This window comes from Metabacillus arenae (assembly GCF_014773385.1).
GTDB classification, from domain to species: Bacteria; Bacillota; Bacilli; order Bacillales; family Bacillaceae; genus Metabacillus_D; species Metabacillus_D arenae.
The window spans coordinates 11821-24728 of sequence record NZ_JACXAI010000041.1 but is presented as its reverse complement, the minus strand read 5'-3'; the positions used below and the strand labels follow the sequence as shown (position 1 = coordinate 24728).

The 12908-nt window shown below is 33.4% G+C and carries 11 protein-coding genes; all 11 read left to right on the top strand.

Going from position 1 to position 12908, the window contains the following annotated elements:
* The first annotated feature begins 19 nt into the window (after positions 1–19).
* The 11 genes from IC621_RS22710 to IC621_RS22660 all read left to right on the top strand — a co-directional run bounded on the left by IC621_RS22710 (position 20) and on the right by IC621_RS22660 (position 12906).
* A complete protein-coding gene (locus tag IC621_RS22710) occupies positions 20–1063 on the top strand; it encodes an N-acetylneuraminate synthase family protein (protein ID WP_191161764.1) in 1044 nt (347 codons plus the stop codon).
* Positions 1063–2205, top strand: a complete 1143-nt coding sequence (gene neuC / locus IC621_RS22705; protein ID WP_191161762.1) for a UDP-N-acetylglucosamine 2-epimerase — start codon at positions 1063–1065, stop codon at positions 2203–2205. The genes IC621_RS22710 and neuC overlap by 1 nt, the downstream gene beginning before the upstream one ends.
* A gap of 10 nt (positions 2206–2215) precedes the next feature.
* Positions 2216–2908, top strand: a complete 693-nt coding sequence (locus tag IC621_RS22700) for an acylneuraminate cytidylyltransferase family protein (RefSeq protein ID WP_191161760.1) — start codon at positions 2216–2218, stop codon at positions 2906–2908.
* A gap of 329 nt (positions 2909–3237) precedes the next feature.
* Positions 3238–4446 carry an alpha-2,8-polysialyltransferase family protein gene (locus IC621_RS22695; RefSeq protein ID WP_191161758.1) on the top strand — a complete coding sequence of 403 codons (1209 nt, stop codon included), beginning with the start codon at positions 3238–3240 and terminating at the stop codon, positions 4444–4446.
* 73 nt (positions 4447–4519) lie between these two features.
* Positions 4520–5353 carry an ABC transporter permease gene (locus tag IC621_RS22690; protein ID WP_191161756.1) on the top strand — a complete coding sequence of 278 codons (834 nt, stop codon included), beginning with the start codon at positions 4520–4522 and terminating at the stop codon, positions 5351–5353.
* A 20-nt stretch (positions 5354–5373) separates the two neighbouring features.
* The gene (locus tag IC621_RS22685; RefSeq protein WP_191161754.1) at positions 5374–6114 is read left to right on the top strand and encodes an ABC transporter ATP-binding protein; all 741 of its coding nucleotides are present in this window, start codon (positions 5374–5376) and stop codon (positions 6112–6114) included.
* 47 nt (positions 6115–6161) lie between these two features.
* The gene (locus tag IC621_RS22680) at positions 6162–7535 is read left to right on the top strand and encodes a sugar transferase (RefSeq protein WP_191161752.1); all 1374 of its coding nucleotides are present in this window, start codon (positions 6162–6164) and stop codon (positions 7533–7535) included.
* A gap of 494 nt (positions 7536–8029) precedes the next feature.
* Positions 8030–9088 carry a glycosyltransferase family 4 protein gene (locus tag IC621_RS22675; protein WP_191161749.1) on the top strand — a complete coding sequence of 353 codons (1059 nt, stop codon included), beginning with the start codon at positions 8030–8032 and terminating at the stop codon, positions 9086–9088.
* A gap of 159 nt (positions 9089–9247) precedes the next feature.
* Positions 9248–10504: a glycosyltransferase gene (locus IC621_RS22670; protein ID WP_191161747.1), complete on the top strand. Its 1257-nt coding sequence runs from the start codon at positions 9248–9250 to the stop codon at positions 10502–10504.
* 2 nt (positions 10505–10506) lie between these two features.
* Positions 10507–11850, top strand: coding sequence for a flippase (locus tag IC621_RS22665; protein ID WP_224752750.1), 1344 nt, complete (start codon positions 10507–10509; stop codon positions 11848–11850).
* Positions 11851–11886: 36 nt separating this feature from the next.
* On the top strand, positions 11887–12906 hold the full coding sequence (locus IC621_RS22660) for a Gfo/Idh/MocA family protein (RefSeq protein ID WP_191161743.1): 1020 nt from the start codon (positions 11887–11889) through the stop codon (positions 12904–12906).
* The last annotated feature ends 2 nt before the right edge of the window (positions 12907–12908 follow it).

The following is a 12908-nucleotide window of genomic DNA, read 5'->3' as shown; positions in this document are numbered from 1 at the left end:
TTATGAGGAGGAATTATAGATGTCTAAAAATTTTATTCAAATAGGCGATAGAAAAATTGGTGAAGGATATTCACCGTTTGTCATTCCTGAGATTGGGATTAACCACGAAGGGGATATAAATAAAGCCATCCAAATGATTGATGATGCGTACGAGGCTGGAGCTGAAATTGTGAAGTTTCAATCACATGTCATTGAAGATGAAATGATTCCTGAAGCTGGGAAGGTTATTCCTGGAAATGCCAAGGAGTCCATTTTAGAAATCATGTCCCGGTGTGCTTTAACATTAGAAGAAGAAATTAAATTGAAAGAATATACCGAAAGCAAGGGAATGATTTACTTAAGTACTCCATTTTCTAGAGCAGCAGCTGACCGTCTTAACGAAATGGGTGTACAAGCGTTTAAAATCGGTTCTGGTGAATGTAATAACTATCCATTAATCGATCATATCGCTTCTTTCGGTAAACCAATTATTTTAAGCACAGGCATGAATAATCTAGATTCAATTGAAAAAGCAGTGGAGATTTTGGAAAGACGTGGAGTTCAATATGCTTTGTTGCATTGCGTATCTATGTACCCAACTCCTTATGACAGAGTTATGCTTGGTGCTATTGATGATCTTAAAGAAAGATTTCCGAATGCAGTACTTGGACTTAGTGATCATTCCCTAGGGAATTATACTTGTTTTGGATCCATTCCATACGGTTCAAGTATTTTAGAAAAACACTTCACTTCAGATAAATCATGGCCTGGTCCTGATGTTGAAATCTCTATAGATCCTGCAGAACTAAAAGACTTGATTATAGGAACAGACGCTATTTGGAAAGCTTTGGGCGGTAAAAAGGAAATTCAAGCAGAAGAGCAAGTAACAATTGATTTTGCCTATTCATGTGTTGTTTCTACTAAGGAAATTAAAAAAGGTGATACATTCTCAAAAGACAATATTTGGGTGAAGCGCCCTGGTACTGGTGAAATTAAAGCAGTGGACTACGACAAAGTTGTAGGACAAGTAGCTGATGAGGATATTCCTGCGAATGTTCATATAAAATGGAGTATGATGAGTTAATGAAGAAAAAAGTTGTTTTCCTTACTGGAACAAGAGCAGACTATGGAAAAATCAAGTCTCTCATGGCAAAAGTATTAAAAAGTGACAAATACGAATTAGATATATTTGTTACAGGAATGCATATGTTGTCTAAGTATGGATCCACTTATAAAGAAATTGAAAAAGATGGGTTTAAAAACCTGTTTAAATTTGTAAACACTAAATTCAATCAAAATATGGACATTACATTAAGTAATACGATTGTTGGTTTTAGTAATTACGTATCAGAAATGGAACCTGACCTTATTGTAGTTCATGGAGATCGGGTAGAAGCTTTAGCGGGTGCAGTAGTAGGAGCTTTAAATAATATTAAAGTCGCCCATATTGAAGGCGGAGAGGTTTCTGGAACGATAGATGAATCGATCCGTCATGCGATTACAAAATTTGCACATATTCACATGGTAGCAAATGAAGAAGCAAGAAGCAGAGTCATTCAATTAGGGGAATCACCTGATTCCGTATTTGTAATTGGATCACCTGACATAGATATAATGTTTTCAGAGTCATTGCCGTCTCTTGAGGCTGCTTTTGACCATTATGAAATTAAGTTCGATGAATTCGGGATCTTTATGTATCATCCTGTTACAACAGAATTGGCTAAACTTAAGCAAAATATTAGTCAGGTAGTTGATGCATTAATTGAATCAAATGAAAATTACGTTGTAGTGTATCCTAACAATGATGAGGGAAGCTCAATCATTCTTGAGGAGTTTAATCGATTAGATGGAAACCCAAGATTCAAAATTTTCCCTTCCATTAAATTTGAATTTTTCCTTACACTTTTGAAAAATTGTAAATTTATGATTGGGAATTCTAGTGCCGGAGTAAGAGAAACTAGTGTATACGGAGTCCCTTCGATTGATCTCGGATCAAGGCAGCAAGGAAGATATGACACAATGTTAAGCAAAAATATTGTGTCTGTTAAAGAGGACACATCATTAATTTTGCATTATATTAAGAATATTGATAAAGTGCCTGTCTTGCAGGTTTCTCCTTTTGGGGAGGGCAATAGTGACCTTCGTTTTCTTGAAATATTAGATAGTGAAAATGTTTGGAATAACGAATTTCAGAAGAAATTTATTGGTTTAAATCAAATGAACTAGGGTTGATTTTATGTATGAAGGAAAAAGATTTCTCGCTGTTATTCCAGCTAGAGGCGGAAGCAAAGGGATACCAAAAAAAAATATTATTGAACTAAAGGGTAAACCTTTAATTCATTATACGATTGAAGCGGCTAAAAGCTCAAAATTTATAGATGATGTTATTGTCACTACAGACAGTGAAGAGATAGCGTCTGTTGCAAAAGAGGCAGGAGCAGAGATTCCATTTATCCGCCCGGCAGAATTGGCCTCAGATACCGCTAAGTCAATTGATGTATTGATACATGCTATAACTGAGCTGGAGAAAGCAGGAAGGTTCTACGATTATCTTGTATTGCTTCAGCCAACACAGCCGCTTCGTTTAAGCATGCACATTGACGGTGCGATTGAGAAAATCGTGAAAACTGGCAAATCATCATTGACTAGTGTTTCCCCTGTACAGGAACACCCAATTCTAATCCGTTCCGTTAATGAAAGTGAAGAATTGGAGCCGGTTTTAAAAACTTCCAGTACTGTTAGAAGGCAGGACTTTCCTGAGTTCTATAAGGTGAATGGTGCGATCTATATTAACAAAATAGAGGATTTGACGAATAATACAAGTTTAAATGATAATCAAGTTCCCTATATGATGGAATATAGATATAGCATTGACATTGATGAATTAATTGATCTGGAAATAGCCAAAATATTTCTAGAGAGTAAATAAAAAAGCACCTCTTTCCTCGGTACCCGAGAAAGAGGTGTTTTACTGGTGTTTACAGAGAATTTAAATTGATTAGAGAGTTGAAATGGAGCTAGTATTGTCCAGTCAGAGTCTAAACAGATTCTTTAGGTCAAAAGCCAATTCTTCTAAAAAGGCAATGACAGCCTTTTTAGAAGAATTGGCTTGTACTCGCCCTGGCCCAGTCAAGGTTGATCATAATCCGCCCATCCATCACCCGAGAAGGTTAAAGAAGACCCCTCCAGCAGCTCGTCTTATACTTGTCGCGGATGGACTAGTGCCTAGCGTTTTTCTAATAATAAGGTGGTATTTTTGTGAATTTATTTATTGTTTCTAATATAGGGCAGCTTTACCAAGCTCAAGCGCTTATACGAAAAAAAAATTTAGATCAAAATATTTTAGCCTTACTTTATACCAACGTAAATACAACCATTCTTGATTATTTACATGCGAATGTAGATGAATCTTTATTTGTTAAAAAAGAGACAGTATTGTTACCGAATCATCCAAATAACTTCTCAATCAGAAAGCTTGCTAAAATAAGGCTTGAATATGAACAGTTATTTAATAAATATAACCCTGAAAAGGTTTTTATATGTTCTTTTGAGTCACATTACAACTTTATAAAAGATATTGCTGTTGAAAAAAGTGTCATGACTGTATTATTTGAAGACGGTACGGCCACTTATAAGTTTTTAATTGAAGAAGATGAAGAAGAACCTAAGTTAACGAAAAGAATGAAACGAGCTTTCCGCATCTCTGGAAACGATTTTAAAAACGCATTTAAGAAATTATTTGCTGCTATTACTCAATTAACAAAGGCATCAATTAGAACTTTGAAAAGACTGATTGCTGCACTATTTACTAAAGAACAAAGAAAAAATTTGAAAGCGAGCATTTATCCAAAACATTTGAAAAGTGCCTTTAAAACAATTAATGAGTTTGACGAAGTATATGTGACCTTTCCAGAAAAAGCGAAAGATATTTTCAAGTCTAAAGTCTATAATGAAATGATAAGTGACTATTCGTTAAATGAAGAAACAACAGAGGTCATAAATCGAAGCAACACGCTTAAGAAGTTAGCTTCGAATTCGGTAGTTTTTGTAAATCAAAGGTATAATGTTCCTGTAAATTTACACGTTAACATTATCCTTTCTTTCCTGTCACAATATTATAATGAAGATAAAATATTTGTTAAGTTTCATCCGAAAGATTCAACAGAAATGAAGGAAGCCTTCTGGAGCGGTCTGCAAAACTTCAAACTGGATGCAGAAATAATTGATTTAAATATAGAAGTTCCATTTGAAGCAATATTAAAAGTGAAGAAACCGAAGGAAGTAATTGGTATTTCCTCTACTTCCTTAATATATACTCAAAAAATATTACCAACCACAACGACAGTAAGTTGTGCAAATTACTATATAGATAATCTTAAACAAAACAAGGTTGACCAGAAGGTTGTTGACTTAATTAGTTACCATAAGAGAATACTTGAGACATTAAGCGATATAGATGTAAAATGATAGACATGGACATTCGACCTTTAAAGTGATATGATTTAAAACAGTTTTAAATCTGATAAATAGGTGAATAAGGATGGAATATAGAGTAGGAAGAAAAGTTAGTATGGAAGAGACTAAAAATAAAAATCTTTTATCAAAAACATTTTTTGATCTTAAAAAATATAAAGAGTTTGTTGTTTTTAATTCTAAATACGAATTGAAAGTACAGGTTGCAAATACCCTATTGGGTTATGTTTGGTGGTTATTAGACCCGCTTTTTCATATGATTGTTTACACGATCTTGTTTACTGTAATATTTGAAGGAAGAACAGAAGCATTTCCATTGTTTGTATTTTGTGCTCTGCTCTCCTGGAAATGGTTTACTTCTTCTTTAATGAATAGTGCAAATGCAATTCGTTCAAAAATTAGTATACTAAATCAAACATACATCCCTAAGTTCCTGCTGCCGTTAACGCAGAGTATTGTTAATTTTACCAAGTTTATTTTTGGCTTAGTGATTTTATTTCCGATGATTTTTATATTTAATATTAAATTAACATTCCATTTCTTTGAGATCATAATTATAATTTTTGTGAATTTCTTGTTTTTGTATGGATGTTCACTTTTGGTAGCCCATTACGGTGTGTTTTTTAAAGATATGAAAAATCTTTTAACACATATCATTAGATTATGGTTTTATGTATCTCCTGGATTATATTCTTTAGATATGATACCTGAGTCTGTTCGTTTTATATGGTGGCTAAATCCGTTTACGACATTCTTTGAGAGCTATCGAAATGTTATTATGTACGAATCTTCCCCTTTATATGGCCCGTTATTGATTTTAGGCTTAATAAGCTTGGGGTTAATTTATTTTGGATTAGCAAAACTAAACAAATATGATAAAACTTATTTAAAAATGAGCTAAAAGCTATAGGTGTGATATTTATGGGTAAATACATTATAGAAGCAGAGGATATAAACTTAAAATATACTTTTATTCAATCCCTTAACTTCCGAAATTCTATGTTCAGTAATTTTAAGAAACAAAATAAAGAAAAACGCGGAAAGACGGTTCATGCCTTAAAGGATTTGAATTTTAAGATAGAACATGGTAAAACAGTTGGGTTAATTGGCGGGAATGGTGCCGGTAAATCAACACTGCTCAGGATGTTTGCAAAAGTTTATGAGCCTGATTCTGGGTCATTAACTATAAATACTGATTCAGTATCCTTACTTGCTTTAGGAGCCGGTTTTCAAAATGATCTGCCCGGCATAGATAATATCTTTCTAAACGGAATTTTGTTAGGTTTAACAAAAGCACAAGTTGAGGAAAAAATAGATGAGATTATAGAATTTGCGGAGCTGGGAGAATTCATTGATGCTCCTCTTAGAACATACTCTTCAGGTATGAGGACTAAATTGGCTTTCTCAATTGCTTCACATATTGAGCCAGAATTATTACTAATTGACGAAGTATTTAGCGTAGGGGATGCAAGATTCAAGAAAAAAAGTGATAAGAAAATAAGAAGTTTAATTAATAATAAACGAACTGTTATTATGGTTTCACATAGTTTAGGTGTAATTGAGGATTTATGCGATCAGGTAATATGGCTGGATAAAGGCGTTATAATGGAAATTGGAGAAACGAAAGAAATCATTAAGAAATACAATGAGTTTATGAAATAGTCCTGTTAAAATAATAAAGGATATTTGCAGTTTGAGGAGGGAATTAAATGCCTGAACTTACAATAAGAAGAAGAAATAAATTTATATTTCTAGGTATAGATCTGTTTATCCTATTCCTTTCCTATCCATTGGCTTTCTTTCTGAGATTTGATGATTTACCAAAAAGAAACATGGATTCTTTCATTTCGTTGCTGCCATGGATCCTTTTAATTGGGTTAATCTTTTTATCAGTGTATGAACTTTATAATCTTCAGAGAAGAAATAAATGGGATGTTGTAAGAGATATACTAGTTGCCAATACCTTTATTGTATTCATAACAATGGCTTTTTCTTTTATTTTCCGTGAATTTGCATTACCAAGGTCAATCATCGTCATTTCATTTGGAATTTCAATATTTCTAATGCTGGTGTGGAAGTTAACTTTTATTTGGTTTAGGAAAGGCAAGAATGTAGATAGAGTTCTTTTGTTTGGGCCAAAAAAGGACCTTTCGAAATTAGTCAAAGAGCTTCGCGGAGCATTTTCAACAAATATTGAAATCACGTGTATTAATACTGAAAGCAGTATCAAAGATAATATTGATCAATTAATTAAAAATGCAGATAAAGTTGCGATTGCGCCAAACGTAAGTGAAGCAATTAAAACCAAAGTTATATATGAATCTATTAGTAAAAACAGAACTGTGTTTGTAGTGCCATCTGCATACGAACTCATTTTATCAAAGTCATATATTACTTCATTTGATGATTCTATGGTATTAGCAGTAAGGCCATTTGGTTTAACTTTAGATCAGCAAATTGTTAAAAGAATGTTTGACTTGGTGCTTGGATGTATTTCGTTACTATTATTATCTCCATTATTCTTATTGACTATTATTCTAATAAAATTAGAAGATCCAAAAGGATCTATATTTTATGGTCAAAAAAGACTAGGTCGATATAATAAAGAATTTACCGTATTAAAATTTCGTACTATGATTGAAGATGCAGAAAAAAATACGGGTCCTGTTTTGGCTTCTTCAGACGATAAAAGGATTACAAAAATCGGGAAATTCTTGAGGTTAACACGAATAGATGAATTACCTCAATTTATTAATGTAATTAACGGGGATATGTCTATTGTTGGTCCCCGTCCGGAAAGAGAACATTTTATAAAGCAGTTTGAAAAACAACACGAAACTTATAAATATAGAAGTACAGTGAAGCCTGGGATTACCGGAGTTGCTCAAGTAATGGGCAAATATACTACAGGCGTAGAAGATAAGCTTAGATATGATTTGTATTATATTCGAAATTACTCGATCTTTTTAGATATTCTCCTTTTACTCAGAACTGTTATTGTCGTTCTTGATAAAAGTAAATCAGAGGGAGCAAAGAAAACAAAAAAATCTAGAAAAGAAATCAGAGATGGAATAACTTTTTAACAGGCTTTAATAGCCTGTTTTTTGTCGTAAACGAGGAAATTTTCTTGGCTAAAGGTTTGGTCTGCTGAGGTGAAAATGAAGCTTATTCATGTATTCAAAAGCTTTGTTTTATGTAATTTAAATAGGAATTAAACTTTTGAAATGAATAAGATGTTCCTCCCAATTTTTTCATGACTCCATTGATTTGTTTAATTTATTCGGGTAGGAATTCCTAATCATCTTAACAAAATAATTTTTGTAGGACCTGTTATATGGTATATTAAAATTGGCAATTGACCAATCTATATCAAGAAGGCTGGACTAAAAATGGCAGATGCCATTACAAACGACTTTTTTATTCATTATCCATTTAATCAAACGATGACCTATAGTACAATATGTTTGACCTGGAATACTTGAAGAAATAAAAAGTAATAATACTTGTGGACAAACCATATGATACAAAACAAATATAATTTAAAAGCGCTTTTAGTAAATGAAAAAGGAGATATATCATGGACATAAGAGTAGTTTTAGCTTTTATAGCTTCATTTATAACTGTCCTAGTGGTTACTCCGTTGGTTATGAAAATTGCCATAAAAATTGGTGCTATCGATAAACCAAATGTCAGAAAAGTTCATCAGAAAGTAATGCCCACCTTAGGTGGTCTTGCGATCTTTATAGGTGTAGCAGTAGGATATTTTGCAAGTGGACTTTATGAAAATAAGATGACAGGTATTATTGCAGGCGCATTAATAATCATAATAACAGGTATGTTAGATGACTTTATGGAGTTATCAGCTAAGGTGAAATTGCTTGTACAAACAGCTGCTGCAATAATCGTCGTAAGTACAGGAATGACAATTGAATTCTTAAACATACCTTTTTTGTCAGTTATTGATTTAGGGTTATGGGCTTATCCTGTCACTGTCCTTTGGATTGTAGGGATTACAAATGCGATTAACCTAATAGATGGTTTGGATGGACTCGCCGCAGGTATATCTGCCATTATTATAGGAACAATTGCAGTAATGGCAGGATTACTCGGAAAATCCCTGATTTTATCCTTGGCTGTCATACTGCTTGCAAGTACCCTTGCATTTTTATTCTATAATTTTCACCCGGCAAAAATTTTTATGGGCGATACAGGTGCTTTATTTTTAGGATATTCAATAAGTATCCTTTCTTTGTTAGGATTATATAAAAGTGTTACATTATTTAGTTTTGTCGTTCCAATTATTATTTTAGGTGTTCCTATTTTTGATACATTATGTGCTATCATTCGAAGAATTGTTAATAAGAAACCTATTTCAGCACCTGATAAGTCTCATTTACACCATAGGCTAATGGCTATTGGCCTATCACATAGAAAAACCGTCTTAGTCATATATGCATTTGGGACTTTATTTTCAATAAGTGCTGTAATATTTGAATCCACAACCTTATGGGGTTCATTATTAATCCTTTTAGCTTTGATTTTAATTGCGGATTTGATCGCTGAAACAGTTGGCTTGGTTAGTGAAAACCACAGGCCGCTATTAAAGTTTTATAAAAAAGTTTTTGGAAAACAATGACGGCTGATTAGTCGTCTTTTCTTTAGTGAGATCAGAGAATTTAAGTTAATCTAAGGCTCAAGGGTATAAAGAGGTTTTATAAAGAAATCAGGAAGTTCACTGATTTCATCAAATACCACCTAGATGTAAATTCGTTTTCTTGATAAAAGGAGCTTTTGTATGATTTCTAAAGAAATAAAACAGCAAAAACTAGTGTTGTTAACGAATCGTTTCCCGTTCTTGCCTGGAGAGCAGTTTTTGGAAACAGAAATCAAGTATCTTGCTGAACAATTTAATGAAGTACATATTATACCGGTAAATGCCTCAAGTAAAATAAACGGTAGAAAAGTTCCTTCAAACGTCATTATATATGATGATTTTTCAATAAATTCAAACAAATATTCTAAATTCGTTCATTATACTTTAAGGGTTTTCTCTTCTAAGCAAGGAAGATTATGGTTCGGAAAGGACTTTTCTAGAGCAAGAGGCATCCATCCAAAATGTCAATTCATTCTTTTAAGTTGGTTAGGAACAGCTCTGCATTTGAAGGATTTTATTAAAGCGAAATTTGGAGAAGAACTGGAAGATCATATTTTCTATTCATATTGGTTGAGTACTTCTGCTTTAGCATTAGCCTTATTAAAGGAGGAGTTCCCTGGAGTGAAAGCAGTATCACGAGCGCATAGGGGAGACCTCTATGCCTATGCGCATGTTCCGGAGTATTTGCCTCTTCAAAAAGAGATAATTGAAAGGTTAAACAAGGTTTTTGTTATATCAGAAGACGGGAAAAATTATCTTTTGAATGAGCATGGCGGCTCTATTGTAGAAAAAATCAGGATTGAAAGACTAGGTAGTCTAAAAGCACCTTCGTTCTCCAAGCGATCGGCCGATAATGTTTTAAGAATTGCCAGCTGCTCCTTTCTTTCACCAGTAAAAAGAGTACATTTGATTTTGGATGCATTAAAAAGTATTTCTGACATTCCGATTGAATGGAGACATATTGGAGATGGGGAATTAAGAAGAGAGATAGAGGGGCAAATTAACGAGCTGCCAAACAACATTCAGGTGAAGCTTCTGGGAAATATGGATAATAAAGATGTTATTAAAAATTATATTGATCAACCTGTTGATTTATTTATCAATGTAAGTAAAAGTGAAGGGGTTCCAGTATCCATTATGGAGGCTTTTAGCTGCGCGATTCCTGTTTTAGCAACTGATGTAGGAGGTACTTCAGAATTAGTTGATGAACATAATGGAATCCTTGTTCCTCCAGACGTAACCGCTGAAGAACTTTCTTTGACTATAAAAGATTTCTACCATAGTTCAGGGGAACAAAAAAATCAGAAGAGTGAAAATGCTTTTAAGAAATGGTCTGAAGAGTATAATGCTGAAAAAAATTATTTATTATTTACGGTCTCATTAAAAAAAGGTGATTGAAAATGACATCTTCAAACAAACAATTTGCCAGAAACAGCATGATTACTTTAACTCGGCAATTAGCAAGTATTTTGATTGGATTCTTGTTAATCATCATTATTGCGAAAGTTTTAGGACCTGAAGCGCAAGGGAAATATACTCTCATCACAATGGTGCCTTTAATGCTTCAAACTTTCATGAATCTGGGAATCAATTCATCCACAATTTATTATGTGAGTAAAAAAGAAGTGGATTTAAATACCGCCTTTAATACAAACGTATTAACAGGCTTTCTTTTATCCTTGTTATCTGTAGGAATCGGTTCTGTTGTCATCATACTTCTCTCCTCTACAACATTTAAAGAGGTTAATACGGATATATTATATTTAGCTTTATTGGCATTGCCATTCATGTTTTTAATGATTTTTTTGCAAACAATTTTTCAAGGTTTGCAAAATTTTAAAATGTTTAATTCTATTTTGGTTATACAGCAAACTTCAAATCTATTAATGGTGACGATCTTCCTTATAGTTTTTGATTTAGGATTGAAGGGGGCGATATTTGCTTTCATTATTGGATATTTAATATCAGTATCTTTTGTTTTATATGTGATCTTCTATAAATACAAAATGAGATTGAATCTTACTTTTTTCTCTAAGCCATATTTTAAAAAGTCATTAAATTATGGATTTAAAACTCATATTAGTAACGTAATGACTTTTTTAAACTACCGTTTAGACATTTTTCTAATAGGCTATTTTATTAATCCTTTTGCAGTTGGGGTCTATTCTGTAGCAGTAAGTATAGGGGAAAGGCTTTCTGTCTTTTCTCAATCTATATCAACTGTCCTACTTCCAAGGGTTGCTTCCCTAAATAATGAAGAGGAACGGAACTACATATCATCAATAGTTAGTAGAAATATGTTGATTTTCATAACGATTCTCTCTGTAATTGTTTTCTTTTTGTCTAATTTTATATTTACTGTGATAATAGATAAAGATTATAGTGAAAGTGCCCTCATTTTGCAAATTCTTCTACCTGGGCTGGCAGTACTTTCTATCGAGAAACTTTTATCGAATGATTTAGCTGCTAGAGGGAAACCTGAAATTAATATGTATGTAGCCTTTGTTAATGTAGGGTTGAATTTGATATTAAATTTGATATTAATCCCCGCTATTGGGATAAAAGGAGCAGCGATTGCAAGTACGGTTACTTATTTAGTTAGCTTCATTATTAAGGTTATTATATTTAGTAAAATAACAAAGCAGCCTATTGTAAATTTTTTAATAATCAAAAAACAAGATTTTCTTTTATATAAAAGGATTTTAGCTAATTTTTCAAAAAAAATAAAACCGAGTAATTCATAATAACAATGTTAAAAAATGTAAAGGGGATAGGATCAAATGATAAACTATGCGATAGTAGGTTGTGGGCATATTGCAAAAAAGCATGCAGAGGCAATTAAAAAAGCTGAAGACTCCAAATTACTTGCAGTTTGTGATACGGATCCGGATCGAATGACTTACTTTAAAGAAGAGTATGGAGCGGATACATATACAGACCTTGATAAAATGCTTAAAGTGGAAGATATACAAGTTTTAAATATTTGTACACCGAGCGGAGTACACGCTCCCCTTGCTGTAAAAGCCGCAAAGGCAAAGAAGCATCTGGTAGTAGAAAAACCGATTGCCCTTAAAATAGAGGATGCAGATGCCATTATTGAAGCTTGTAAGGATAATGGTGTTAAGCTTGCAGTTGTTCATCCCAACCGTTTCAGACCTGTCATGATGGAATTAAGAAAATTAATGGATGATGGTTTATTGGGAAAACTGAGCCATGCAAATGTGGCGGTAAGATGGAATAGGAACCAAGAATACTACGACCAGGCAAGCTGGAGAGGGACAAAGGAATTTGATGGAGGAGTCCTAATGAATCAGGCCATCCATAATCTTGATCTCATGCTTTGGTTTATGGGTGAGGTTGAGGAAGTATTCAGTATGGATGCAACGAGATTAAGAAAGATTGAGGCAGAAGATGTATCAACTGGAGTTGTAAGGTTTACTAATGGGGCTCTTGGAGTTGTTGAAGCTGCCACCACTATCTATCCAAAGAATTTAGAAGAAACGATTAGTATCTTTGGAGAAAATGGAACGATTAAAATAGGCGGAGTTACTGCCACAAAAATAGAACATATGAATATTGAGGGGTTAAGCGAGGAAATCGTTAACGATCTAAAGGCGAAAATTGATGAGAATCCAATGGGGAAACCGGGTCACCAATGGATCATTGAAGATATGACTGTATCGATAACAGAAGATAAAGAACCCATCGTCACTGGAGAAGATGGGAAAAGAGCTCTTCAGTTAGTCCTTTCTTTTTACGAATCGGCAGAGAAAAATCAGCCAGTTGAAATAGGAAAGTGAGG